Genomic DNA, 24,875 nt, shown 5'->3' with positions numbered 1-24,875 from the left:
CGGAGGAAGGGGCCCTGAACGCCATGAAGGAGTGAGGTCAGCGCTCGATCTCGCCCGCGATGAACTGCTCGACCGACTGGTGCGCGTCGTGGTCGTTGTACTGCACCGGCGGCGACTTCATGAAGTAGCTCGACGCGGACAGGACCGGACCACCGATGCCCCGGTCCTTGGCGATCTTCGCGGCGCGCAGCGCGTCGATGATGACGCCCGCCGAGTTGGGCGAGTCCCAGACCTCGAGCTTCAGCTCCGCGTTGAGCGGGGTGTCGCCGAAGGACTTGCCCTCGAGGCGGATGTAGGCCCACTTGCGGTCGTCGAGCCACGGCACGTGGTCCGACGGGCCGATGTGGACGTCGGACTTCACCATCTCGTGCGGGATCTGCGAGGTCACCGACTGGGTCTTCGAGATCTTCTTCGAGACCAGGCGGGTGCGCTCCAGCATGTTCATGAAGTCCATGTTGCCGCCGAAGTTGAGCTGGTACGTGCGCAGCAGCTCGACGCCGCGGTCCTCGAACAGCTTCGCGAGGGCGCGGTGGACGATCGTGGCGCCGACCTGGCTCTTGATGTCGTCACCGACGATCGGCAGCCCGGCGTCGGTGAACTTCTGCGCCCACTCCGGGTCGGAGGCGATGAACACCGGCAGCGCGTTGACGAAGGCGCAGCCCGCGTCGATCGCGGCCTGGGCGTAGAACTTGGCCGCCTGTTCCGAGCCGACCGGCAGGTAGCAGACCAGCACGTCGACCTGAGCGTCGCGCAGCGCCGCGACCACGTCGACCGGCTGCTCGTCGGACTCGTCGATCATCTCGCGGTAGTACTGGCCCAGGCCGTCGAAGGTCGGACCACGCTGGACGGTGACGCCGGTGGGCGGCACGTCGCAGAACTGGATGGTGTTGTTCTCGCTGGCGCTGATCGCGGCCGCGAGGTCCTGACCGACCTTCTTCGCGTCGACGTCGAAGGCGGCCACGAACTGCACGTCACCGACGTGGTAGTCGCCGAACTTGACGTGCATGAGACCTGGAACCCGGTCATTCGGGTCGGCGGTGCGGTAATACTCCACGCCCTGAACCAGGGACGAGGCGCAGTTGCCGACACCGACGATGGCAACGCGGACGGAGCCCATCGCGGATGCCTCCTTCTTGTTGTTCACGATGACCGCTCCGGATCTGCCGAAGGCGGCTGAGGGGTTGTGCCCTTGCGTTCGTTCGCAATGAGCTCTTCGAGCCAGCGGACCTCGCGCTCGCACGCGTCCAGGCCGTGGCGTTGCAGCTCCAGGGTGTAGGCGTCGAGCCGCTCCGCGGCCCGGCTCAGCACGTCGCGCATGCCCTCGCGGCGCTCCTCCACCCGGCGGCGGCGGCCCTCAAGAATCCGCAGCCTGGTTGCCGGGTCGGTGCGAGCGAAGAACGCGAAATGCACTCCGAAGCCGGCCTCGCTGTCATAGGTCTCGGGGCCGGCGGCGGTGAGCAGCTCCTGGAAGCGTTCCTTGCCTTCCGCGGTGATCGTGTAGACCACGCGGCCGCGCTTGCCGGTCAGCAACGGGACCTCGTCGGGTGATGCCGGCATCCCCGCCGGCGGCGCACCCTCGGAGATCCAGCCGTCCGACTGAAGTCGACGAAGAGTGGGGTAAAGGGAGCCGTAGCTGATCGCGGCCCGGAACGCGCCCAGCTTGGTGGTGAGCTGTTTGCGCAGCTCATAGCCATGCATCGGGGATTCGTGGAGCAGGCCCAGGATCGCCAGGTCGAGCATTCCCAGCCCCCCTCCGTTTACCCGGCCGATGTATCGGTCCGATACATCGCAACGGTAGGCCGATGTCCGAACGGATGCAACGATGCTGACCAAGTGGCCTGGAACACAGCGCTGATCGTCTATCCGACCGTTACCGATCGTGACCGATGTCGCCGAGCGGCGCGGGACCGCGTACCCTCGGGCGCATGCGTACCCAGCGTCAGGTGGTCGACTTCTCCTTGCGGAGACGCGCCCTGCTGCGTGAGGTGCATTCCGGGCGCGTCGGCACCTATGAGGTGTGCGACGCGTCGCCATACCTGAAGAGCGCAGCGAAATTCCACGGTGAGCCGACGGAGGAGCTGTGCCCGGTGTGCCGCCGGGAAAACCTCACCCATGTGCACTACATCTATGGGGATGAGCTGCGGCAGTCGTCCGGACAGGCCCGCCGCCTGACCGAGCTGCCGCTCCTGGCGATGACGCTGAGTGAGTTTCACGTCTACGTGGTGGAGGTCTGCCGCGCGTGCGGCTGGAATCACCTCGTGGAGCAGTATCTGCTGGGGCGGGACGGCCTTGCGGCCGGATCGGACGATGGAGCCGGCGGTCGGTCGTCGACGCGGGTCCGAGGAGGGGCGGCCGAGTGAACCTGGCCCGCATGGCCATCCGTGGTCACTGCGACTGGCCGATTTGCATCGATGCCCTGACCGGCGGCGGCCGCCGCCAGCGTGGCCGCGGGTGGCAGAACCCCCCGGCCGTGCGAACCGCAGACTTGAGACCTGACCGACGAGTGCCTCAGCTCACAGACATGGTGGCGACGGAGCATGCGACAACGACGCAACCGGCAAGGTGGGACGAATGAACTACGGTGACCCGACCAACTCCCCCTCGGGCCGGGCGCAGGTTCCTGGATCCTTTCCGGGGCCAGACGGTGATGACCCCTTCGGTGGCCCACCGCTGCCACCACCGCCTCCGCTGCCGCCCCCGCCGAGCGCCGGTGCGGCCGGCCGCGCGACGGTCGGACGGGCGAGCGTAGGGCGCCCCGGCGGTGACGAGCCGCGCACGGGCCGGGCCTCCGTGCCCGTGCCGGGCGCGTCGGGGGTCGCATCGGTGCCCTCCGTGTCCGGCTCCGCGTCCGTGTCAGGCTCCGCCTCGGTGTCAGGTTCGGCGTCGGTGCCCAGCAGTGCGTCCGCCGGCCGGGCGACCGTCGGCCGGGCCACGGTCGGCCGCGCCTCGATCTCGATGTCCGGTGCCGAGGGCTTCGCCGGTCCTGGCGGTCCCGGCAGTGGTGGCCCCGACGGCCCCGGCGGCTCGGGCTCCGGCAGGGGCAAGAGCAGCAGCGCCAAGGCCAAGCGCCGGCGCCGCCGCAACATCGTCATCGCCTCGATCGCCGCGTTCATCATGCTCGCCGGCATCGGTATGGTCGGCGGCACGTACTACTTCGACCAGGTCGCGTTGCCGGAGAACCTGGCGATGGAGCAGTCGACCACGATCTACTACGCCGACGGCGTCACGCCCATGGGGCGCATCGGCGACAAGAACCGCACGGTCATCCCGTTCGACCAGATCCCCCCGGACGTGCAGCACGCCGTCGTCGCCGCCGAGGACAACTCCTTCTATACGAACGACGGCGTCGACTACAAAGGTGTCGTCCGAGCGGCGTGGAACAACGTCACCGGCGGTGACCGGCAGGGTGCCTCGACGATCAGCCAGCAGTACGCGCGGAAGTGGGCCGAGCTGGAGGGCGTCACCTACGGCCGGAAGCTGCGCGAGGCCGTCATCGCGCTGAAGCTCAACAAGGAGTACACCAAGGACCAGATCATGACGATGTACCTCAACATCGTCTACTTCGGTCGCGGCGCGTACGGCATCCAGGCCGCCTCCATCGCGTACTTCAACAAGCCCGCGAAGGACCTCACGCTGGCCGAGGGCATGGTGCTGGCCGGCATCATCAAGAGCCCCGACAGCAGCGGCGGCAAGGGCAGCCCGTTCGACCCCAACATCGACAAGCAGCAGGCCACGGACCGCTTCAACTACATCAAGAACCAGATGATCAAGCTGGGCTTCGTGAAGTCCGAAGAGGCCGAGACGAAGATGGCCTACCCGGCGAAGGTCATCACGCCGGCCGAGGCCCGGGCCAACGCGATCAAGACCCAGGGCAGCATGGACAAGCCCGAGGGCCTGATCGTGCACCACGTCCTCGGCGAGGTCGCCGCGCTGACCGACCCGAAGACCGGCGCGCTGCTCTACGAGGGCGTCGACGCGGACGGCAGTAAGAACTTCGACAAGATCGCCAACGGTGGTCTGAAGATCGTCACCACGGTCGACGCGAAGCTGCAGCAGGCCGCGGTCCAGGAAGCCAGCCGCAACCCCGAGTCGCGGATCAACAAGTACCCGGGCAACCTGCAGGCCGCCCTCGTGGCGGTCGAGCCGGGCACCGGCGCGGTCAAGGCCTATTACGGCGGCGACAGCGGCAACGGTGGCGACTTCGCCGGTTACTACAACGACCCGGTGCTCAGCAACGGCGAGGACAGCTGTTGCGGCGGCCACCCGCCGGGCTCGACGTTCAAGGTCTACACGCTCGCGACCGGCCTCATGGCCGGGTACCGGATCGACTCCTACTGGAACGGCGACTCGCCGCAGCAGTTCCCCGCCAGTGGGCGCACGGCCAAGAACCCGGTCAAGAACGCCGGTGAGGGCGCGGTCTCGTCGCCGAAGTGCAAGTCGGGCGACGGCAAGTGGTGCACCTTGGAAGAGGTCACCGTCATGTCGCTCAACGTGCCGTTCTTCGCGCTCGCCGAGAAGGTCGGCCCGGCCAAGGTGGTCGACACCGCTCGCGCGGCCGGCATCACCGACATGTGGGCCAACGTCGACAACAAGAGCAAGAAGATCGACCTCGTGGCCAACAAGGGCTCCGACGTGTTCCCGAAGTACTTCAACACCGAGGTCTCCTTCGGTCAGTACCCGGTGACGGTCCTCGAGCACGCCGGTGGCATCGCCACGTTCGCCGCCCGCGGCGTCGCGGCCAAGACGCACTTCCTGAAGGAGATCTGGGAAGACGGCAGGAAGACCTACGGCGAGGTGATCAACCCGAAGCGCATCCCGGGCTTCACCGACCAGATGGCCGACGACCTCAACACCGTCCTGCAGGGCGTGCCGAAGCACTACGGGCTGAAGCTCAAGGACGGCCGCCAGATCGCTGGCAAGACCGGCACCTGGCAGCTCGGCCAGACCACCTCCAACGCGCACGCGTGGTTCGTCGGCTACACCGCCTACGACCCGGGCAAGAAGTCGCCGGGCCTGGCGGCTGCGGTGTGGGTCGGCAACAAGGCCGAGGAGCAGAAGATCGTCGACAGCAGCGGCAGGGGCGTCATCGGCGGTAACCTGCCCGGCCCGATCTGGCAGGACTTCATGGACAAGGCCGTAGCCATCATGAAGCAGCCGAAGATCAACTTCCCGGGGCCGAAGAACGTCGGCAACCTCGAGGTCGGCACCGGCGTCTCGCCGCAGCCGAGCCTCCCGGTCGAACCGAGCATCCCCAACGGTGGCGGCCCCGGCAACCCCGGCGGCGGCCCCGGCAACACCCAGAGCCCTGGCAACCCCGGCGGAAACGGCGGCGGCATCATCCCGACCATCTCGCCGACACGAAGGCGCTGATCGAGGCGGGCCGAAGATGTGCGGCCACGGTCACGGCGGTATGTTCGCCGGGACCGTGGCCGCTGTCGTTGGGGGTTTGCGTTGGAGGCGGGCAGGCTGAAGGCCGTCCGGTGGGGGCTGCTCGCGCTGTTCGTGGCGCTGGTGGCCTATGCGCACTGGTGGTATGGCATCAGGCACCACTTCTACGACCTCAAGATCTACCGGCAGGCCATCGACTGGTGGCTCGACGGTCACGACCTTTACACCTTCACCAAGCCCGACGACACGCAGGGTGCGCTCGGCTTCACATACCCGCCGTTCGGCGCGATGGTGCTGGTCCCGTTCGCGCTGCTGGCCAAGAACGCGGCCGTGACCGTCTACGTGGTCATCGCCCTCGCCGGGCTGCTGGTCACCACCTTCTGGCTGGTCGCCCCGGTGGCGCGCCGGCACGGCTGGTCGCTGCCGTTCGCGCTGGTGCTGTCGACCGTCGTGTTCAGCACTCTCGAGCCGGTCCGTGAAACGTTCAGCTTCGGCCAGATCAATGTGCTGCTGATCGTGCTGATTTTGGCCGACCTGCTGATCCTCCTGCCGCGGGGCAGCCGGTGGGCCGGCGTGCTGATCGGCCTGGCCGCCGCCATCAAGCTGACCCCGGCGATCTTCATCGTGTATCTGCTGGTCAGCCGGCGGTACCGGGCGGGCGTCACGGCGATCGTGAGCGCCGCCGCGGCGACCCTGCTGGCCGCCGCCGTCGCGCCCCGGGCCTCGTGGGACTTCTGGAGCGACACCCTGTGGAAGGGCGACGGGATCGGCAACAAGGCCTACATCCCCAACCAGTCGCTGCGCGGCCTGCTCGCCCGCTACGACGCCCCCGGCTGGCTGTGGGCGCTGCTGGTGCTGGCCGTCGTGGCCGCCGGGCTGTGGCGGGCCCGCCGGGCCGCGCTGGCCGGCGACGAGCTGGTCGGGCTCACGATCGCCGGCTTCGTCGGCTGCCTGGCCAGCCCGATCAGCTGGATCCACCACCTCTACTGGTTCGTCCCCGCGATCGTCGTCCTCGTCGACGCGGGCCGGCGATGGCTGGCGGCATTGATTGCTGTCACCGTCGGCGTGGGCATGGTGTCGCTGTACGACCAGGGCCTGCCCGTCGACCCGTGGGGCGAGGGTGTGCTCGGATTTTTCATCGAGAACTGGTACGTGCTGCTCGCGCTGGCGCTGCTGTTCGCGCTGCCGATACGGCGGATCGGCGAGGAAACCATGTCGGGTGGTGCACCCGCCTCGGAGGTGGCGACGGTACGGTGATGCGATGCCGCCGACTGTGCGACCCGAGCACCGCCTGAGTGACGAGCCCGCCAACTCCGACCGCTTCGTCGGTGGCCTCTCCGAGTCGATCGGTGGGCCCTTGGGCAATCACGCCGTGCGGGCACCGCGCCGTTTCTGGACCCCCTCGAGAGTGGTCCTGCTGCTGATCTGCGCCATGCTCAGCTTCTCCTGGGTGCAGAAGTCCCCCTGTCGCGACGGCGCCTGGGCGGACATGAAGCAGTACAAGTACTTCTGCTACTCGGATGTCCTGGCCCTGTACTACGCCGAGGGGCTGAACGAGGGCAAGGTCCCCTACGCCGACCACCCGGTCGAGTACCCGGTCCTGACCGGCGTGTTCATGGGCGTGCTCGGCCTGCCCGTGCACTCCCTCGGCCAGGACCCGCAGCGGATCAACAACCCCGGCAAGACGTTCTACGACCTCAACGCCGTCGTGCTCAGCGCGTTCGGCATCGCTGCGGTCGCCGCCACGCTCGCCGTGCGCCGGCGAAGGCCCTGGGACGCCGCGATGTTCGCCGCGGCGCCCGCGCTCTTCGTATCCGCGACCGTCAACTGGGACCTCTTCTGCGTCGGTCTCGCCTCCATCGCGATGGTGTTCTGGGCGCGCCGAAGACCACTCCTCGCCGGCCTCTTCCTCGGCCTGGCCACGGCCGCGAAGTTCTACCCGGTGCTGATCCTCGGCGCGCTGCTGGTGCTGTGCCTGCGCACCGGCAAGTGGAAGGAGGCCCTGGCCACCTTCGGCGTCGGTGCCGGCACCTGGCTGGCGATCAACGTGCCGGTCGCGGTCCTCTACTGGGACTCGTGGGTCAAGTTCTTCGACTTCAACTCCCAGCGCGGCATCGACTGGGGCACCCTGTGGTACATCGGGGCGCACTTCCCGCGCGGCTCCGGGCAGTACGGGTTCCCCTATTTCCAGAACCTCGACTCCGATCCGACGCACAGCACCCTCAACATGCTGTACCTCAGCCTGTTCCTGGTCTGCTGCGTCGGCATCCTGGTCATCGGCCTGACCGCGCCGACACCGCCGCGCCTGGCGCAGCTGGCGTTCCTGATCGTGGCCGCCTTCCTGATCACCGGCAAGGTGTGGTCGCAGCAGTACGTGCTGTGGCTGATCCCCCTCGCCGTGCTCGCCCGTCCCCGGTGGGGCGCGTTCCTCGCCTGGCAGGCGGCCGAGGTGCTCTACTTCGTGTCGTTCTACGGCGAGCTCATGGGCGCCTCGGGTCGGCAGGTCTTCCCCGAGGGCGTGTTCGTGCTCGCCTCGATCCTGCGGCTGGTCACGCTCGCGGTGCTGGTCGGCTACGTGATCCGCGACATCCGGCACCCTGAGCTGGACGTCGTCCGCGACACGTACGAGGGCGAGGACCCCGACGGCGGCGTCTTCAACCGCGACGAGGTCGAGCCGTCGCCCATCGATCCGCCACCGCTGGTCAAGACGCTGTAGGGCGATGCGACGAAGGGCTGGCGAGGTTGCTCGCCGGCCCTTCGTGCGTTTCGCTGCTGGAACTCCCGCCCCGTCCTCGCCCCTCAGCCGCCCCGGCTCACGTGTGCGCTGGGCGCTCCGGTCCCTGGTCTACCCGGGGCACTGACTTGTCTCGCGTCTTGGCGAGCCGGCCCCGAGGTGCTTTCCGTCTCGCGTCTGCGCTCGGCGAGCCGAGCCGGTCCGGGGCGCTTTCGTCTTCCGTTCGCGCTGGGCGCCCCGGTCGCCGCCCGCATTGGAGCGCCTTTCTCGTCTCCATCTGCCCTGGGCCTGGTCTTCCGCCTGCCGCTGGCGCGCGCGGGGCGCTGGCGCGGTCCGGTCAGCTGTCCTCGACCTTGTAGAGCACGACGTCGCCCTGCTCCGTGCGGGTCAGCCCGAGGCCGTCGATCGGCGCGTCGATCGCCCGCTCGTACGCGCTGCCGAACGCCTGGCTGCGCACCACCACGACCGTGCGGATGCCGCGCTCCCGCAGCATCGCCACCGTCGCCTCGTCGGGGAACTGCTGCATCGTCAGGCGCAGCTCCTCCTGACCCATCGGCCTGAAACCGCTGCCCCCGTTGACGATCTTCGGGAACCCGTCGGTGCTCCACAGCATGACATTCATGTCGAACAGCTCATGGCTGGGCAGCACCATCAGCGGCCCCTGCAGCGTGCTCATCGCGACGGGAGTCGGTGGCACCACTGAGTGCGGCGTCTTGTGGGCGCCCTCGAACAGCACCAGCATCACCGGGACCAGCGTCGCCAGGCGGGGCAGGAACCCGGCCCGGTCGGTGCGGTCGGTCTGCGTTCGGTCGGCGAACAGCTCCACCGCCCGCTCCGCGAACGCGCTCACCGCCCCCGCCGCGAGCAGCGCCAGGAACAGCGTCGTCCATACCACCAGGCGGCCCGAGGTGCGGATGCCGTCGAAGCCCGGCAGCGCCCGGTACAGCGCCAGGTAGCCGAACTCTCCCTTGCCGGGGCCGTGCGTCCCCATCGCCAGCGCGACCGTGCCCACGATGCCGATCAGCATCCAGATCCGGTGCTTCAGCCGCCACGTGGAGACGAACAGTCCGGCGAAGGCCAGGCCGTAAAGGAAGAAACCGGGCAACAACGCCATCTCCGGCGCCCAGGTCAGCGTGGCGCGGGCGTCGGCATACGCGTCACCCCACAGATACGACTCCGGGGGCGCGATGAAGAAGCCCTTGAGCGGCGGCGAGAACAGTCCGATGAGATCCTCGCTGCGTCGCGCGTACGGATGCTCCTTCAGCACCTGTAGGTAGGGATACGCCATCAGCGCGCCGACCACGGCGAAGATCGTGCCGCCGCCGAGGTTGGCGAAGAACAGCTTCCAGCCGAACGGCCGCGTGACCCCCCATACCCGCACGTGCCGGTAGCCCCACGACACGGCCGTCGCCAGCACCGCGAGCAGCAGCGCATACACGAACGGGATGCCGATGCCGAAGCCCAGACTGATCTGCCAGGCCGCGACCAGCCAGCCGGCGAGCACCCAGCCCCACCGCCGCCGGTCGGGCCGATAGCCGTCACGCAGCGAGAAGCCGTGCCCGCGGGCGAGCATCGCCAGCGCCAGCGCGATCCCGCCGATCGACAGCACGTGCAGGTGCCCCGCCTGGCCGAGCCGCCACGGCGCGTAGGCGAACGCGGCACCGGCCACGACCGCCCCCGTCGGCCGGGCGCCGAGCTGCCGGGCCAGCACATACGCCCCGAAAAAGGCGAGCGCGAAGATCAGGACGTACATGATGTTGTACCGCACGAGCGCCGCAACCGGCCCGCTGCCGATCATGCCGGCCGGCGCGTAGCCCAGCAGCGTGTCGGAGAACGCGTAGCTGTACTTGTCGGGGAAGAACGCGTTGGCGTTCCACAGTTGCGACGGGTCGGTCGTGAGGATGTGCCCGGCCCACGACATCTGCCAGGCCTGCAGCGTCGGGTCGGCGGTGTCCTGCGGGATCGTGGTCCCCGGGTCCCGCAGGGTCGGCCAGGTCATGAACGCGGCCAGCAGCACCGATCCGACCGCGGCCATCGTCCACTCGTGCCCGAGGAACTCCGCCACGGCGTTGCCGACCCGGGCCGCCACCCTGCGCGCCCGGCCGGGCGCCGGGTCGGGCAGGGGCGCGAACGACCACAACGGGTCCTCCTTGCCCTTGCCGGCCTTCACGAGGCTCACCCGCTGGTCGTTCTTCGCCGCGTCGTCCTTCGCCGCGTCGCCGGTCGCCGCGCCGTCCTGGCCGCCGTCCTGCTGCTCGGCCTCCTGCACGTCGCCGCTGCCGGCATCGTTCCCAGCGGTCGCCGGCTCGGGCTCCTCGGGCTGCGCGGTGGCGGCCGGCTCTGCCTCCGGGCCCTTCTCGGTCTCGGACACGTTGCTCACGCCAGCCGCTCCCGCAGGTAGGTGATGTCGGCGGTCTGCCCGTCGGCACCGCCCGGCGTCTCGACCAGCGCCGGCGCGCCGGCGGCCCGGATCACCGCGACGATGAGCTCCGGGTCGATCTCGCCGGCGGTGAGGTTGTCGTGCCGGTCCCGGCCGGAGTCGAACCCGTCGCGGGAGTTGTTGGCGTGGATGAGGTCGATCCGGCCGGTGATCGCCTTGACCCGCTCGACGATGTCGAGCAGGTCCTCGCCACCGGCGTGGGCGTGGCAGGTGTCCAGGCAGAACCCCACCTCATACTCGCCGACCGCGTCCCACAGGCGGGCCAGCGAGTCGAAGCGCCGGGCGCAGGCGTTGTCGCCGCCGGCGGTGTTTTCGATCAGCACCGGCGTGGCGAAGCCGCCCTCGTCGGCGGCGAACTTGAACGTCTTGCGCCAGTTGTCGAAGCCCGCCTCCAGGCCGTCGGCCTTCTCGACGTGGCCGCCGTGCACGATCAGGCCCTTGGCGCCGACCTTGGCGGCCCCCGACGCGTGCCGGAACAGCAGCTTGCGGCTGGGGATGCGAATTCTGTTGTTGGACGACGCGACGTTGATCCGATATGGCGCGTGGATGTAGACGTCGACGTCGGAGGCGATGAGCGCCTCCGCGTCGGGACGGTCTTTGGGTTCAGCCCAGCCCTGCGGGTCGGTCAGGAAGAACTGGACCAGGTCAGCGCCGCGCGCCGCGGCCTCGGCCAGTGGCTCAGCGGGGTCGACGTGAGCACCGATTCGCATGCCGCAGAGCCTACGACGTGGGACCGACAGTTTGCGCGACCCGAGCCTGCGGGCAGCGCGGAACCGCGACCGAAGGGTCCGGAATGCCATGCTTCCGTCACCGTCCAGTCGGCCGCGTCGTTACGCAATCAGGTCGCCCGTGATCGCGCGGCCTCGATGGAACGACCTTTGTTCAATCCTCAACCTTGGATGGCTACCTTGTCTGGACACCGACCGGCACTCCGCGTGGCGGCAGCAGCCGCCGCGTTGTTCGCCGCGGCCCTGACCGTGGGCGCCAGCCCCGTGCACGCCGCACCTGCCACCCCGATCGTCGAGTTCAGCGGCGGGAGCGTGCTGAGCCTGCTGGTGTGCAAGTCGGAGCCCAGCACGGGCAGCGTCTCGGTGCCGGCCGAGTCGCGGGTCAACTTCGTGAACCGGCTCGGCCAGGGGGCCACCCTCAAGGTCGACGGCAAGCCCGTCTCCTCGGTGCAGCCCAACCAGGCGGTGCCGGTCGTGTTCAAGAAGGGCCCGGTCGACGTCGCGATGACGTTCTCCTGCGGCGTGGGCGTGGTCGAGCAGTTCAAGCCCGTCTCCGTCGGGGTCACCCCGCCGCCCGCCGCGCCAGCCGCCGGACAGAGCGCGGGTCAGGGCGGCCAGGCCGGCCGGCCGGCGAGCACCACCGGGCCGGCCGGCGCCGCGGCGGCCGCCGCGGACCAGGCCATGAGCTCCTCCAACGGGCGCTCGACCCGTAAGCCGTCCACGACCGCGCCGGGCACGACCGGCGAGGCCGACGGGACCGGCACCGAGCCGATCGACCCGGCGCTGCTGGGACCGGACGCCACCGCGTCACCCGCCGCGGCGAACCCGAGTGCGCCGGCCGACGAGCGGGTATATGTCGAAGAGCCCGTCGCCGCGAGCGGTCCGGCCACGAACGCCCCCACGGGGCTGCTGGCACTGGTCGCGACGGTCTGCGTGGTCGGCGTGGGAATCGCCGCAATTCGGGCTATCATTGCGCAGCGGGCATCACACGCTAGCTACGCTTAAGGTACAATTAGGTAGCTCCGCGGGGCGCCGTCATCCAACGCACCGGTGTGGTCGTTCCTCCCCAGGTCCCACCCAGAGAAGCGGATGACGCGCCCCGCGGTCTTTGCGTGTACACGCACCGTGTACTCTTGCTCGGTCGACCGTCCATCGGACGGGCGACGACGCACGACCTCCTGCCGCGGATGGACCGCGGCCGCTTAGCCCGTAGGAGGTGAGAACGTCTTGCGTCATTACGAAATCATGGTGATCCTCGATGGAAGTCTCGAGGAGCGCACCGTCGCACCGTCGCTCGACACGTATCTGAACGTGATCCGGACGTCGGGTGGCTCGGTGGAGAAGCTCGACGTGTGGGGCCGCCGGCGCCTCTCGTACGAGATCAACAAGAAGACCGAGGGCATCTACGCCGTCATCGACCTCCAGGCATCGCCGGAGTCGGTGGCCGAGCTGGACCGTCAGCTGCGGCTCAACGAGTCCGTGCTGCGCACCAAGGTCATCCGGCCCGAGGTCCGCTAAGCGGATCCGGGCGAGATCGACCTGCGTCGCCGGCCACGCGTCACCGGGAATTGTCATACCCCTGTGACAAGGTGGCCCATACCCAAGTGCGCGAGGAGTTGACTCAATATGGCAGCAGGAGACACCACGATCACGGTCATCGGCAATCTGACCGACGACCCCGAGTTGCGCTTCACTCCGTCTGGAGCGGCCGTGGCCAAGTTCCGGGTGGCGTCCACCCCCCGGTACATGGACAAGAGCTCCAACGAGTGGAAGGACGGCGAGCCGCTGTTCCTGTCCTGCACGGTGTGGCGCCAGGCGGCGGAGAACGTCGCCGAGTCGCTGCAGCGTGGTGCCCGTGTGATCGTCTCCGGCCGCCTGAAGCAGCGGACCTACGAGACGCGCGAGGGCGAGAAGCGCACTGTCATCGAGCTTGAGGTCGACGAGATCGGCCCCTCGCTGCGCTACGCGACTGCCAAGGTGCAGAAGATGCAGCGCTCCGGTGGCGGTGGCGGCTTCGGCGGTTCGTCCGGCGGTGGCGGCGGTGGCGGCGGGTTCGACGACCCGTGGGCCAGCGCGCAGCCGGCGAACGCCGGAAGTGGTGGCGGCAGGTCGAGCTCATCCTTCGACGACGAGCCCCCGTTCTAATGGCATCAGGAGCAAGAGCAATGGCGAAGGCTGCGGCCCTGCGCAAACCGAAGAAGAAGGTGAACCCTCTCGACAAGGAGGGCATCGCCTACATCGACTACAAGGACACCGCGCTGCTGCGCAAGTTCATCTCCGACCGCGGCAAGATCCGCGCTCGGCGGGTGACCGGCGTGACCGCTCAGCAGCAGCGGCAGATCGCGCGTGCCGTCAAGAACGCGCGCGAGATGGCCCTGCTCCCCTACACCGCGACCGCGCGATAAGGGGAGGCTGACATGAAGATCATCCTGAAGCAGGAGGTCACCGGCCTCGGGACCCCCGGCGACGTGGTTGAGGTCAAGGACGGTTACGGGCGTAACTACCTGCTCCCGCAGGGCTACGCCATCCCGTGGACCAAGGGCGGCGAGAAGCAGATCGCGACCATCAAGCGTGCCCGTGGGGCCCGCGAGATCCGCGACCTGGGCCACGCCAACGAGGTCAAGGCCCAGCTGGAGAACCTGACCGTCAAGCTGGCCGTCCGAGCCGGCGAAGGCGGCCGGCTCTACGGCTCGGTCACCCCGGCCGAGGTCGTTGACGCCGTGCAGAAGGCCGGCGGTCCGTCCCTGGACAAGCGCCGCCTCGAGCTGCCGGGCCACGTGAAGTCCGTCGGTGACTACAAGGTGCAGATCAAGCTGCACCCCGAGGTCGCCGCCAGCTTCACGCTGAAGGTCACGGCCGCCAAGTAACACCGCTGCAGACGAAGAGGGGCCCGCTCGGTGGAGCGGGCCCCTCTTCGCTGTTCTCCCTATCGGTAGATCTTCGTCGCGGCCCGGATCACGTCGGACAACTCCGCGACCTGCCGGTCGCTCTCCCCCAGCCGCAACGCGAGACGCAACAGATCGTCGAGCTGGACCTCCTCGGCGTACTGGCTGGCCCGCAGCACCTCGGCGAAGTACGCCGCCGTGTAGCAGACCTGCAGCTGCGGCGCCGCCGACGAGAACTCACGGTTCAGCGACGCCACCGTCACCGACAGGTTCTGCTCGCTCGGCTCCCGCGACTGCGGGTCCTGCCAGCGCACCCGTACATCCGCCAGATGACCCTCCGCGCCCGGCCGCAGATGCAGCGCGTACAGCGCCGTCACCGCGTGCCCTGGCCCGACCTCGCCGCCGTCGACCCGATCGTTGCGGAACGCCGACGCCGACAGTGCACGGTTCTCGTAACCGATCAACCGGTACGACGCCACCGCCGCCGGATCGAACTCCACCTGCGCCTTCGCGTCCAACGCCCGTACCGCGAGCGTCGCCGGCAGCTGCTCCACGAAGACCTTGTTCGCCTCGGCGGTGTCGCTCACGTACACGACATACCCATCGCCTTTGTCGGCCAGCTCCTCCATGAACTTGTCGCCGTAGTCGCTGCCGACCCCGACACCCATCATCGTGATCTGCTTCGCTGCGGCCTCCTGCACCTCACGGACCAGCGACGTCGCGTTCGTCGAGCCGACGTTCGGCAGGCCGTCGGAGAGCAGGATGACGCGGTTGGTCGAACCCGAACGGAAGCTCTTGCGCGCCGTCTCGTACCCCAGCCGCAGCCCGGCCTCGAGGTTCGTGCTGCCCGACACGCGCAACCGGTCGATCGCGTTGTGCAACGCCGAGCGGTCCCGGACCGCCGTCATCTGCCGCAGCACCTCGGCGTCGTCGTTGTAGGCGATCAACGCCACCGAGTCCGTGGTCCGCAGCTGGTCCACCAGCGTGTGCAGGCCGCTCTTGACCAGGTCGAGCTTGCCGGGCTCCGCCATCGAACCGGACACGTCCACGACGAACGTCAGCGACGCGTCCAGCCGCTGCCCGTCCGGCTCGGCCCTCGTCTGCAGCCCCACCCGCAGCAGCCTGGCTGTGTCGGTTGCGTTGCGGTGGGTGCGGGGCAACCGCGTACCGTCGGCGGAAACGGCAAATCCGTCGCCCGAAGGCTGCCGGTACCCCTGCTGGAACGAATTGACGAACTCCTCCGGCCGGATCGTGCCCGCCGCCGGCCGCTGCCCCGACAGCAGCTGCCGCTTCGCGTAGCCGTAGGACGCGGTGTCGACGTCGACCGCGAACGTCGACACGGGCTGGCTCGACGCCGGCTGCTCGCCCGGTGCCCCGTCCGCCAGTTCGGCGGTCGCCGGTGGGCCGGGCTGACCACCCTGCGGGTTCATTGTCGGTGCACGGTCATAGTTGGCACTGCTGTCCTCGTCGGACGCGCCACACGCCGTCAGACACACCGCGGCGATCACGGCCACGGCGGCGATGCGGAACTGGCTGACCATGGAAGCCTCCCTGAAAGGTGTTTGGCCAGTCAGACGGCGGCCCGTCCGTGATCGGCTCCGAGCGTAACCGGACAGAGACTCAAGCGTGAGCTTCGGTGATCGTCCCGCAAGGATGCTGTGACCCTTCGAGGGGAACCGATCGGCTCAGAGCTGCGTCGCGGGCATCGCTCAGAGCTGCGTTGCGGGCATCGCTCAGAGTTGCGTTGCGGGCATCGCTCAGAGCTGCGTCGCGAGCACCGCGAAGATCACCGTTGCCATGCCCGCGCTCAGCACCGCCGAGGCGAACCCGATGGTCCATGCCCGCCAGCCGGTCGTCGCCCAGCCCAGGAACATCGCCACCGAGATCCCCAGCGCGAGCGCCACCGCGAGTTGCGGCACACCGTCCAGCAGCTTCGTGAACGCCTCCGCCCGCGGCGCCGGACACGGCACCCCGAACGCGTTCACGCAACCCGGCCGCGGAACCGAAGGCAGGGTCGCCGCCCAGATCACGTAGCCGATGGTGGGGAACACGTACCAGCAGGCGGTGGCGATGAACGCGCCCGCGTAGTCGGTGGGCTCGTCCTCGTCCTGCGGTCCAGGTGACCTGTCCCACTCCCGGTAGCCCACGGGCGCAGCGTCACCCGTCCATGAGGTGCCCGCCATCCTCCTTACAGCCGCATGTCACATCACTCGATTGGGCGACTATTTTTTGCACACAGGCTGTGGATGGAGAAACCGCAGGTCAAGCTAGCTTTGTGGATCCCGGCACCTGAGTTATCCACAGGCCTGTGCACAGTTGATCCCCCGTTTGTGCACGACGGTCCACAGGTTGTCCCAAGGGTTGTCCACCGCCCGGTTTTGCCGAACGCCGCACGCTCCTTACGGTTGCGCGGGGCGCTCTGTGCGCACCGGCGAGTTTTTGTCGTACCCCCGAGGTCTACTAGGCGGTGCGGGTACGACGTTGGAGGGGCGAGTGTCGATCACCGAAGACAGGCTGGGCGGCGACCCTTGGGAGGACGCGACTCCGGCCGAGCCGCGCCGGCAGCAACCCTCGAAGGACGCCGAGCGCCCATCCGGCGGCGCGGAGACCTTCGAACGCACCCCACCGCAGGACGTCGCCGCAGAGCAGAGCGTCCTCGGCGGCATGCTGCTGTCCAAGGACGCCATCGCCGACGTCGTCGAGATCCTGAAATCTCACGACTTCTACCGGCCTAACCACACCATCGTCTTCGACGCGATCCTCGACCTCTACGGCCGCGGTGAGCCGGCCGACGCCGTCACCGTCGCCGCCGCCCTGACCGACGCCGGTGAGATCGCCAAGGTCGGCGGCGCCGCATACCTGCACACCCTCATGGCCGCGGTCCCGACCGCAGCAAACGCGTCCTACTACGCCCGCATCGTCGCCGAGCGCGCCGTCCTGCGCCGGGTCATCGAGGCCGGCACCCGCATCGTCCAGCTCGGTTACGGCTCCGCCGGCCCCGGCGGCCGCGACGTTGACGACGTGGTCGACCTCGCGCAACAGGCCATCTACGACGTCACCGAGAAGCGCGTCAGCGAGGACTTCGCCGTCCTCGCCGAGATGCTCCAGCCGACCCTCGACGAGATCGAAGCGGTCGGCGCCCAGGGCGGCGTCATGACCGGCGTCCCCACCGGCTTCAGTGACCTGGACCGCCTGCTCAACGGCCTGCACCCCGGCCAGCTCGTGATCGTCGCCGGTCGTCCCGGCCTGGGCAAGGCGCTGGCACTCGACACGCCCCTGCCGACGCCCGAAGGCTGGACCACGATGGGCGCGGTCAAGGCGGGCGACCAGTTGCTCGGCGCCGACGGACGACCGACGACGGTCGTCAACGCCTTCGAGATCCTGCACGACCGTCCGTGCTTCGAAGTGGAGTTCTCCGACGGCAGCGTGATCGTCGCCGACGCCGAGCACCTCTGGACGACCACCACCAGGGCCGCCCGCCGGCAGCGCGGCGAGGGTGCACTGACACCACAACGGGCCGAAGCGGCGCGCGCCCAGGTCGAATCGGTCCTGGCGAGGTCCCTGTCGCAGCCGGACTCCTTGGTGACGTTCGGCGAGGCGGTCGAGCTGGTCGGACCGTCCTTCCGGCACGTGCTGCAGGCTGCCGGCAGTCAGGTCGGCACATCAGGCGCCGTCGTCCGCGAATACCGGCGTGCGGGCAAGCCGCAGCACTGCCTGAGTCAGGTGTATTCCCAGCACACGCTGCCTACGACGCTGCACCGCCGGGTCGTCACCACCCAGGACATCGCGGACACCCTCCGGTGTCCGATGGACGGCCAGCTGAACCACGCCGTGGACAACTGCCGGCCGCTGCAGCTGCCGGAGCGGGACCTGTTGGTGCCGCCCTACATGCTTGGCGCGTGGCTCGGAGACGGCCACTGCGCAGGTGGCAGATCAGCCGACCATGGTCAGCCGCTGGTGAGCAGCCTGAGAGTGCTCGGCGTCTTCGACAACAAGCGCATCCCAGCCGCCTATCTGCGTGGCGCGGAGCGGCAGCGACGTGCGCTGCTCGCCGGCCTGCTGGACACCGGCGGCACCGTCACGGCCACCGGCACCGTGCAGTTCACGTCCACCTCGGCCCGGCTGGCGAGCGACGTGCGCGAGCTGGTCGTCAGCCTCGGCTACCGGTGCACTGTCACGACGAAGCAGGTCGAGGGTCGCACGCCGGCAAGCTCCGCCGGCCACACGCTGGAGTTCACGACGGTGGACGACGTGTTCCGCCTGGAGCGCAAGCGCACCGCGCACCGGGAGCGACGGAGGGCGAGCGGCACGTCGAGGACCGGCGCCCGGCACATCGTCGACGTCAGGGCCGTTGCGAGCGTGCCGGTGCGCTGCGTGCAGGTGGACAACGACGACCACCTCTACCTGGCCGGTCGCTCGATGATCCCGACCCACAACTCCACCGCCGCGATGGACTTCAGCAGGGCGGCGTCGGTCAAGCACAACATGGCCAGCGCCATCTTCAGCCTGGAAATGTCCAAGGTCGAGATCGTCATGCGACTGCTCTCGGCCGAGGCCAGGGTGCCGCTGCACGTGCTGCGGTCAGGGCAGCTGTCCGACGACGACTGGACCAAGCTGGCCCGGCGGATGGGCGAGATCAGCGAGGCGCCGCTGTTCGTGGACGACACGCCCAACATGAACCTCATGGAGATCCGGGCCAAGGCCCGTCGGCTCAAGCAGCGGCACGACCTGAAGCTGATCATTGTGGACTATCTGCAGCTGATGACCAGCCCGAAGCGGACCGAAAGCCGGCAGCAGGAGGTCGCCGACCTGTCGCGTGGCCTGAAGCTGCTCGCGAAAGAGGTCGAGTGCCCGGTGGTCGCGGTCAGCCAGCTCAACCGTGGCCCCGAGCAGCGCACCGACAAGCGGCCACAGCTCTCTGACCTGCGTGAATCAGGATCGATCGAACAAGATGCCGACGTAGTGATCTTGCTGCACCGCGACGATTACTACGACAAGGAGTCTCCGCGCGCGGGAGAGGCCGACTTCATCGTGGCCAAGCACCGTAACGGCCCGACCGACACGATCACGGTCGCGGCGCAGCTGCACCTGTCCCGCTTCGTCGACATGGCGATCTAGCGCTGTAACCACGAACGTTCACCGGGTTGACGGTGTTGCGGTTTCTTGCCGGACGGGTGCGCGAGCGACTTTCCTCCGTGCCGGCGCCGGGGGCCAGCCGGAGGTTCCCCGGAGTCCTCGATGCTCGTTGCCGCTCGTACTGCCTGCGCTGGCGCGTGGCAGGCTTACGGGTGCGGCATCCGGTGGTCGCCGTCGTGCCTGCCGTAGCAGCACCCTGTTCGCTGGCGCCCCGACCCGCGCCAGCGACGCCCCCGTCCACCGCGCGCCAGCGACGCCTCGTCCACCCAGCGCCGCGAGCTCTGAGCCAGCACCGGTGTCCGCCCAGCGCCGCGAGCCCTGAGCCGGCACCGCCGTTCGCCAGCGGCACCGACCCGAGCCGGCACCGCCGTTCGTCCGTGGCACCGACCCGAGCCGGCAGCCACCCAAGCCAACGGCATCCCCGGCCGCCCAAGCCAGTGACGCCGGCCGACCTTCCGTCCGGCGCTGGTGCTCCGACCACGAAGGTTCACGGTGTTGGTAAGGCGCTGTTCGGGTGGCTGGTTGACTCCGTCGGCGTCGGGCGTTCAGAGCGGCGGACACGCGCGAGCCGCGGTCGCGGTGAGTGGCCGATCCTGTCGCGGTCGCGACCGGCTCACTGGTGATCTTGCCCGGTTGATCGAAGTCGCGGCGTGGTCGTCCAGACGAACGGGACGCGACTCGGATCACCGCGATGGTCCGGCAGCACGGGGCCGCTTCGCCACCAGCCTGGGTTTTGCGCCTGGGACGGTCGGCGTTGATGCTGGCTCGCGATCGGCCACCGTATGCCGCTACGTGCGGCAGCGGCTCAGTAAGCGGGTGACCTCGGCGTCTGGGATCTGGCGGAAGTCGTCGTAGTAGCGGCTGACGGCGCCGAAGGAGTTGGCGGTGACGGGGCAGACGACCTTGTCGGCGGTCAGGGAGAGGCGGTTGACGGCCTGGGTGGCGCCGACCGGGACGGCCAGGACGACGCGGGTGGCGGACAGGGCTCTGGCGACCGCGACCGCTGCGCCGGCCGTGGCGCCGGTGGCCAGGCCGTCGTCGATGATGAGGGCGACCCGGCCGGTGAGGTCGAGCGGGTCGCGGCCGATGCGGAAGAGGCGGTCGCGTCGGCGGAGTTCGGCGGTTTCGTGGCGGATGACGGGGGCCATCTCGTGGGGTTCGAGACGGATCTCGGGGTTGAGGACCTGGACGCCGCCTGGGCCGATGGCGCCGAAGGCGACTTCGGGGGACCACGGTACGCCGAGCTTGCGCACGACCAGGACGTCGAGCGGGACGTGGAGCCGGGTGGCGACCTCGGCGGCGACGGGCATGCCGCCGCGGACCAGGCCGAGGGCGATGACGTCGGACCGGTCGGTGTAGCCGGTGAGGAGCGCGGCAAGCGCGGCGCCGGCTTCTTGGCGGTCCCGGAAGGCCATGCTTCCTGTTTACGCCGCTCCTGAGGTTGCCGGCCAGATATCGGTCGGCTGATTCGGGGCTCTGGCGGCGGGTTGGCGCAGGGCCCACCAGAGGGCGGCGAAGGCTGCCGGGTACAGCAGGTAGCCGAAGCGGGTCGACGGGATCAGCATGATCGCGGCGGTGAGGCCGAGGGCGACGACGAGGGCTGCGGATCCGGTGTTTTGCGGCGGGCGGCGCAGGAGCCAGACGCCGATGGCGAGGCCGGCGGCGACCAGGAGCGACAGGGCGATGGTGCGGCCAGCGCCGGTCGAGGAGGCGATGAGCTGGCCGGGCAAGGGGGACTGGGCAGGGCTGGTGACGAGGCCGTGGCCGGCGGGGAAGCGCAGAACGTTCTCGACGAAGGCGGACGGGGCGACGGCGAGGGCGGGCAGCATCACCAGCAACGGCAGGCCGAACGCGCCAAGGGCGAACAGCGCGGCCCGCCGGACAGCACCCACCGAAGTCGCGCCGCCCGCCGAAGCCGCACCGTCCGTCAACGAAGCGCCGCCCGCAAGAGCCGAGGAATCACCGCCCGCAAGAGCCGAGGAATCACCGCCCGCAAGAGCCGAAGAAGCGCCGCCCGCAAGAGCCGAGGAATCACCGCCCGCAAGAGCCGAAGAAGCAGCACCCGAAGCAACCGACGAAACGCCGCCCGATGCCTGGGAGACGGCATCCGGAGAAGCCGGAGCAGCGCCGCGCCGCGGCCGGCTCAACCAGCCCGCTGACTGGAACGCGAGCACCAGCAGTACCAGCGCCGCAGGAAGAGCGAAGAGCTTCAACGCCCCCGCCAGACCGATCGTCACGCCCGCAGCCACCCAGCGGTGTCGCGCGGTGAACGCCATGGCCAGCACCACCAGGCTGACCACCGGCAGGTCGTCGCCGCCGGTGGTCAGGGTGAGGGTGCAGATCGGCAGGACCGCGATGGACTGGGCGACGAGGACGAGTCCGGGCGGGGCGACGAGGTCGGCGAGCAGCCGCAGGGTCCACAGCAGGGCGGCGATGGTGGCGGCCGCGAACCAGACCCGGGCGTCGGTCCACCAGTGGTCGCCGAGGACCGCTCGGGGGATGCCGAAGATCGCCATGCCGGGTTGGTACGGCGAGTACCCGAGCAACCGTTCCGGCTCGGGGAGGGCGGTGATGGCGGGGCGGTCGAGGTAGGGCGTGCCGGTGTCGAGGAGGCGCTGGCCCATCTGCTCGACGACGTGGACCTCTTCCTGCGCCCGGTCGGTGCGGCCGCCGGCGCGCTGCACGGCCTGGGTGATCAGGGGCACGAGCGTGACCGCCGCGAAGACGGCGAACGTGAGCAGGAGCCGACGGAGCGCGACGAACGTGATCAGGAACGCGGCGGTGTATCCCCACCAGGCGATGGCGCCCCAGGCGCGGTGCGGCAGCAGGGTCGACGTGACGGCGGTGAGCGAGGCGAAGGCAGCGGACAGGCCGTAGAGGACGGCGTCGCTGAAGCGGGGGCGGGACCAGAACGTGGCTATGGCACCCATTCTTGCCCGGGCTCGGCGGCTCCGGCGCGGCGGGACCGGCGGCGCGGGAGGCGGATCACGGTGTCGGTGTCGTGCAGGGGTGGCGCGAGGTAGCCGGGCTGGCCGTCGTGGCCGCGGCGCAGCGCGGCGAGGAGCCGGTCGGCGGGCATGGCGCGGGCGAAGAGGTGGCCCTGGCCGGCCGGGCAGCCGAGCTCCCAGAGCTGCTGGCGCTGCTCTTCGCGTTCGATGCCTTCGGCGACGACGACCAGGCCGAGGCTGCGGCCGAGGTCGACGGTGGAGCGGACGACGGCGCCGGGGGCGGAGGTGTTCATGGCGGCGACGAAGCTGCGGTCGATCTTGAGCTCGTCGACGGCGACGCGGGCGAGGGTGGCCAGGGAGGAGAAGCCGGTGCCGAAGTCGTCGAGGGCGAGACGGATGCCCTGGTCGCGCAGGGCGGCGAGGACGTCGTCGACGACCTCGAGCTTGCTGAGGGTGACGGATTCGGTGAGCTCGATGACGAGCGACGAGGACGGCACGCCGCGGGCGGCGAGGCGGCGGGCGACGGCGTCGGGGAAGGAGGGGTCGAGCAGGCTGCGGGGCGAGACGTTGACGGCGACCGGGATGTCGTGCCCCGCGTCGGCCCACTGCGACACGGCGATGAGCGCCTGGTCGAGGACGGCGTCGGCGAACGCGGAGAGCTGGCCGGAGCGTTCGATCGCGGGGAGGAACCGGTCGGGCGCGAGGTCGCCGCGGTCCGGGTGGTGCCAGCGGGTGAGCGCCTCGGCGCCGATGACCTTGCCGGTGGCGAGGTCGACGATCGGCTGGAAGTTGACGACGAACTGGCCTTCGGCGACGGCGCGGGCGAGGTCGCCGCCCAGGGTGAGGGTGCCGATGTCGGCGGTGTCGCGGGCATGTGCGTACACCACGACCCGCTGGCCGTCCTGTTTCGCCTGGTACAGGGCGACGTCGGCGCGCCGGAGCAGCTCGCCGACGGTGCCGCCGCTGGCGGTCGTGACGCCGCAGCTGGCCTCGACGCTGATGCGCATGTCGTCGAGCTGGATGGGTGGGGCGAGGGCGTCGAGGATGGTGTGGGCGCGCATCTCGGCGAGGGCCGGGGCGCTGAGGTTGGCGAGGATGACGGCGAACTCGTCGCCGCCGAACCGGGCGACCAGGTCGTCTTCGCGGACGGCGGCGGTGAGGCGTTCGCCGACGGTGATCAGGACCCGGTCGCCGGCGGAGTGGCCGAGGGTGTCGTTGACCTCTTTGAAGTGGTTGAGGTCGATGAGCAGGACGCCGACGATGCCGGTGGCGAGGGCCTCGTCGCCGTACTGCTGCAGCTTGCGCCGGTTGGCGAGGTGGGTGAGGGGGTCCTGGGCGGCGGCCCGGGCGTGGCTGTCGGCGAGGCGCTGGGTCTCGGCGAAGGTGGAGGCGTTGCGGATGGCGGTGCACAGCGCGGCGGCGAACGTGTGCAGCGTGTAGCCCTCACGCTCGGTGAGCTTGATCGGCGCCCGGAACCGGAGCCGCAGCTCGCCGAGGTCGGCGTCGCCGCGGTAGCTCTCCAGGCCGATCGGGATGACGAAGCCGGTGGCGGCGGGCGCGTCGTCGGGGTGACCGTCGTACAGGATGTCGCGGCCGTTGCTGCGGACCAGCCGTGCCTCGCCGGTCTGCGGCCGGATCTGGACCTCGACCTCGTCGGTGGAGAACAGGTCGGCGGCCTTGCGCACGGCGGCGTGCAGGACGGCGGTCTGGTCGACGGAGTTGAACTCGTCGGTGGCCTCGGCGAGCCGCTGCCAGGCCTCGTTGCCCTGGCGGGCCCGGACCCGGTTGCCGGAGGCGAGGTGGATGCACCAGAGCAGCAGCGGAAGGACCAGCAGGAGCCAGTAGTTGACGTCGTACGCGACGACGGTGACGACGGCGATGCCGAACGTTCCGGCCCGCACGACCGTGAGGATGCCCCAGTCGGCGACCAGGCGTCGGTGGTACGGCGTCCCGGTGAGCATCGCGAACAACGCCTGCGAGACGAGCTCGTCGACGATGGTGTACGCGATCCAGGCCACGACGGTGGCGATCAGTGCGGCGCCGAGCGGGCTGCTGCGGCCGGCGGTGTCCAGGATCGGGGTGAAGCCGATGGCGGTCACGGCCGCGGTCGCCGCGGTGCCGGCGAGGACTTCCTTGCCGACGTTAAAACTGATTTTTGCCGGCACGTGTGCCGGATTCAGCAGCTGATCGGTGAGTTTTCCGATCGCGATGGACAGGATCACCAATGACGGCGGCAGGAACACCGCCGCGGCGATGATGACCGCCGATACGGGCGTCGATACGTGCAACGCCGAGCGGATCCGCATCTGGACCCGCATGTATCTGCCGCTGGCGACCAGCAGGGTCGGCAGCGGAAGGAGCAGTGTCAGACTGCCCTGGTCCTTGATCAGCCACAGTGCCCCGGCGACTGCCAGGCCCGCACCGACGACGACGGGACCAACAAGACGCCAGAGGCGCCGGTTGGTCGCGTCGTCGGAACCCAGTGGTCTTTGCATCGCGGTCTGCTCATCGTGACCGATGGCCGTGTGCCTTTGTCAAGGCCGGATTTCCTAGCCCCACTCGTGAATGCGCATTGCTGCCCCCTAAGTCGTATCGCGGTTACGACCCCCGTCGCCA

General features: G+C 69.5%; 19 protein-coding genes. 10 read left to right on the top strand and 9 right to left on the bottom strand.

Going from position 1 to position 24,875, the window contains the following annotated elements:
• Positions 1-37: 37 nt before the first annotated feature.
• Both AB0H83_RS22710 and AB0H83_RS22705 read right to left on the bottom strand, forming a co-directional pair.
• A complete protein-coding gene (locus tag AB0H83_RS22710; protein WP_360097350.1) occupies positions 38-1,117 on the bottom strand; it encodes an inositol-3-phosphate synthase in 1,080 nt (359 codons plus the stop codon).
• Between the two features lie 23 nt (positions 1,118-1,140).
• Positions 1,141-1,740, bottom strand: a complete 600-nt coding sequence (locus AB0H83_RS22705) for a PadR family transcriptional regulator (protein WP_360097231.1) — start codon at positions 1,738-1,740, stop codon at positions 1,141-1,143.
• Between the two features lie 185 nt (positions 1,741-1,925).
• Between AB0H83_RS22705 and AB0H83_RS22700 the strand changes: the two genes are divergently transcribed.
• The 4 genes from AB0H83_RS22700 to AB0H83_RS22685 all read left to right on the top strand — a co-directional run bounded on the left by AB0H83_RS22700 (position 1,926) and on the right by AB0H83_RS22685 (position 8,104).
• On the top strand, positions 1,926-2,360 hold the full coding sequence (locus AB0H83_RS22700; RefSeq protein ID WP_360097228.1) for a DUF5318 domain-containing protein: 435 nt from the start codon (positions 1,926-1,928) through the stop codon (positions 2,358-2,360).
• A gap of 526 nt (positions 2,361-2,886) precedes the next feature.
• Positions 2,887-5,370, top strand: coding sequence for a transglycosylase domain-containing protein (locus tag AB0H83_RS22695; protein ID WP_360097225.1), 2,484 nt, complete (start codon positions 2,887-2,889; stop codon positions 5,368-5,370).
• Positions 5,371-5,451: 81 nt separating this feature from the next.
• Positions 5,452-6,645 (top strand): glycosyltransferase 87 family protein, encoded by a 1,194-nt coding sequence (locus AB0H83_RS22690; RefSeq protein ID WP_360097222.1) that lies wholly within the window; start codon positions 5,452-5,454, stop codon positions 6,643-6,645.
• 4 nt (positions 6,646-6,649) lie between these two features.
• Positions 6,650-8,104 (top strand): glycosyltransferase 87 family protein, encoded by a 1,455-nt coding sequence (locus AB0H83_RS22685; RefSeq protein WP_360097219.1) that lies wholly within the window; start codon positions 6,650-6,652, stop codon positions 8,102-8,104.
• A 355-nt stretch (positions 8,105-8,459) separates the two neighbouring features.
• Here AB0H83_RS22685 and AB0H83_RS22680 read toward each other — a convergent pair whose 3' ends face one another.
• Both AB0H83_RS22680 and AB0H83_RS22675 read right to left on the bottom strand, forming a co-directional pair.
• Positions 8,460-10,502: a hypothetical protein gene (locus AB0H83_RS22680; protein ID WP_360097216.1), complete on the bottom strand. Its 2,043-nt coding sequence runs from the start codon at positions 10,500-10,502 to the stop codon at positions 8,460-8,462.
• Positions 10,499-11,272 carry a deoxyribonuclease IV gene (locus AB0H83_RS22675; protein WP_360097213.1) on the bottom strand — a complete coding sequence of 258 codons (774 nt, stop codon included), beginning with the start codon at positions 11,270-11,272 and terminating at the stop codon, positions 10,499-10,501. The genes AB0H83_RS22680 and AB0H83_RS22675 overlap by 4 nt, the downstream gene beginning before the upstream one ends.
• 225 nt (positions 11,273-11,497) lie before the next feature.
• Between AB0H83_RS22675 and AB0H83_RS22670 the strand changes: the two genes are divergently transcribed.
• The 5 genes from AB0H83_RS22670 to rplI all read left to right on the top strand — a co-directional run bounded on the left by AB0H83_RS22670 (position 11,498) and on the right by rplI (position 14,157).
• A complete protein-coding gene (locus tag AB0H83_RS22670) occupies positions 11,498-12,295 on the top strand; it encodes a hypothetical protein (RefSeq protein WP_360097210.1) in 798 nt (265 codons plus the stop codon).
• A 222-nt stretch (positions 12,296-12,517) separates the two neighbouring features.
• Positions 12,518-12,808 carry a 30S ribosomal protein S6 gene (gene rpsF / locus AB0H83_RS22665; protein ID WP_033359943.1) on the top strand — a complete coding sequence of 97 codons (291 nt, stop codon included), beginning with the start codon at positions 12,518-12,520 and terminating at the stop codon, positions 12,806-12,808.
• Between the two features lie 108 nt (positions 12,809-12,916).
• On the top strand, positions 12,917-13,435 hold the full coding sequence (locus AB0H83_RS22660; RefSeq protein ID WP_360097207.1) for a single-stranded DNA-binding protein: 519 nt from the start codon (positions 12,917-12,919) through the stop codon (positions 13,433-13,435).
• 20 nt (positions 13,436-13,455) lie between these two features.
• Entirely contained in the window at positions 13,456-13,695 is a 240-nt protein-coding gene (gene rpsR, locus AB0H83_RS22655; protein ID WP_033359945.1) for a 30S ribosomal protein S18, read from the top strand.
• Between the two features lie 12 nt (positions 13,696-13,707).
• Positions 13,708-14,157: a 50S ribosomal protein L9 gene (gene rplI / locus AB0H83_RS22650; RefSeq protein ID WP_360097204.1), complete on the top strand. Its 450-nt coding sequence runs from the start codon at positions 13,708-13,710 to the stop codon at positions 14,155-14,157.
• A gap of 59 nt (positions 14,158-14,216) precedes the next feature.
• Here rplI and AB0H83_RS22645 read toward each other — a convergent pair whose 3' ends face one another.
• Entirely contained in the window at positions 14,217-15,716 is a 1,500-nt protein-coding gene (locus AB0H83_RS22645; protein WP_360097201.1) for a von Willebrand factor type A domain-containing protein, read from the bottom strand.
• A gap of 216 nt (positions 15,717-15,932) precedes the next feature.
• On the bottom strand, positions 15,933-16,322 hold the full coding sequence (locus AB0H83_RS22640; RefSeq protein ID WP_360097198.1) for a hypothetical protein: 390 nt from the start codon (positions 16,320-16,322) through the stop codon (positions 15,933-15,935).
• 274 nt (positions 16,323-16,596) lie between these two features.
• Here AB0H83_RS22640 and dnaB point away from each other — a divergent pair, with 274 nt between their 5' ends.
• Entirely contained in the window at positions 16,597-19,293 is a 2,697-nt protein-coding gene (gene dnaB, locus AB0H83_RS22635; protein ID WP_360097195.1) for a replicative DNA helicase, read from the top strand.
• Between the two features lie 806 nt (positions 19,294-20,099).
• Here the strand turns inward: dnaB and AB0H83_RS22630 are convergent.
• From AB0H83_RS22630 to AB0H83_RS22620, 3 genes are read right to left on the bottom strand one after another with little or no spacing between them, the layout of a single operon-like run.
• Positions 20,100-20,726 carry a phosphoribosyltransferase family protein gene (locus AB0H83_RS22630; RefSeq protein WP_360097192.1) on the bottom strand — a complete coding sequence of 209 codons (627 nt, stop codon included), beginning with the start codon at positions 20,724-20,726 and terminating at the stop codon, positions 20,100-20,102.
• A gap of 9 nt (positions 20,727-20,735) precedes the next feature.
• Positions 20,736-22,241, bottom strand: coding sequence for a glycosyltransferase family 87 protein (locus AB0H83_RS22625; RefSeq protein ID WP_360097189.1), 1,506 nt, complete (start codon positions 22,239-22,241; stop codon positions 20,736-20,738).
• The gene (locus AB0H83_RS22620) at positions 22,229-24,754 is read right to left on the bottom strand and encodes a bifunctional diguanylate cyclase/phosphodiesterase (RefSeq protein ID WP_360097186.1); all 2,526 of its coding nucleotides are present in this window, start codon (positions 24,752-24,754) and stop codon (positions 22,229-22,231) included. The genes AB0H83_RS22625 and AB0H83_RS22620 overlap by 13 nt, the downstream gene beginning before the upstream one ends.
• Between the last annotated feature and the right edge of the window lie 121 nt (positions 24,755-24,875).

Origin of the sequence: Dactylosporangium sp. NPDC050688 (assembly GCF_040654515.1) — a bacterium.
Classification (GTDB): domain Bacteria; phylum Actinomycetota; class Actinomycetes; order Mycobacteriales; family Micromonosporaceae; genus Dactylosporangium.
The sequence above is the reverse complement of the archived record's forward strand: the minus strand, read 5'-3'. Positions and strand labels throughout refer to the sequence as shown.

Bases quoted from the DNA above. Each gene is read 5' to 3' on its own strand.
- AB0H83_RS22710 (WP_360097350.1), bottom strand. From the start codon at position 1,117: ATGGGCTCCGTCCGCGTTGCCATCGTCGGTGTCGGCAACTGCGCCTCG.
- AB0H83_RS22705 (WP_360097231.1), bottom strand. From the start codon at position 1,740: ATGCTCGACCTGGCGATCCTGGGCCTGCTCCACGAATCCCCGATGCAT.
- AB0H83_RS22700 (WP_360097228.1), top strand. From the start codon at position 1,926: ATGCGTACCCAGCGTCAGGTGGTCGACTTCTCCTTGCGGAGACGCGCC.
- AB0H83_RS22685 (WP_360097219.1), top strand. From the start codon at position 6,650: ATGCCGCCGACTGTGCGACCCGAGCACCGCCTGAGTGACGAGCCCGCC.
- AB0H83_RS22675 (WP_360097213.1), bottom strand. From the start codon at position 11,272: ATGCGAATCGGTGCTCACGTCGACCCCGCTGAGCCACTGGCCGAGGCC.
- AB0H83_RS22660 (WP_360097207.1), top strand. From the start codon at position 12,917: ATGGCAGCAGGAGACACCACGATCACGGTCATCGGCAATCTGACCGAC.
- rpsR (WP_033359945.1), top strand. From the start codon at position 13,456: ATGGCGAAGGCTGCGGCCCTGCGCAAACCGAAGAAGAAGGTGAACCCT.
- rplI (WP_360097204.1), top strand. From the start codon at position 13,708: ATGAAGATCATCCTGAAGCAGGAGGTCACCGGCCTCGGGACCCCCGGC.
- AB0H83_RS22645 (WP_360097201.1), bottom strand. From the start codon at position 15,716: ATGGTCAGCCAGTTCCGCATCGCCGCCGTGGCCGTGATCGCCGCGGTG.
- AB0H83_RS22630 (WP_360097192.1), bottom strand. From the start codon at position 20,726: ATGGCCTTCCGGGACCGCCAAGAAGCCGGCGCCGCGCTTGCCGCGCTC.
- AB0H83_RS22625 (WP_360097189.1), bottom strand. From the start codon at position 22,241: ATGGGTGCCATAGCCACGTTCTGGTCCCGCCCCCGCTTCAGCGACGCC.
- AB0H83_RS22620 (WP_360097186.1), bottom strand. From the start codon at position 24,754: ATGCAAAGACCACTGGGTTCCGACGACGCGACCAACCGGCGCCTCTGG.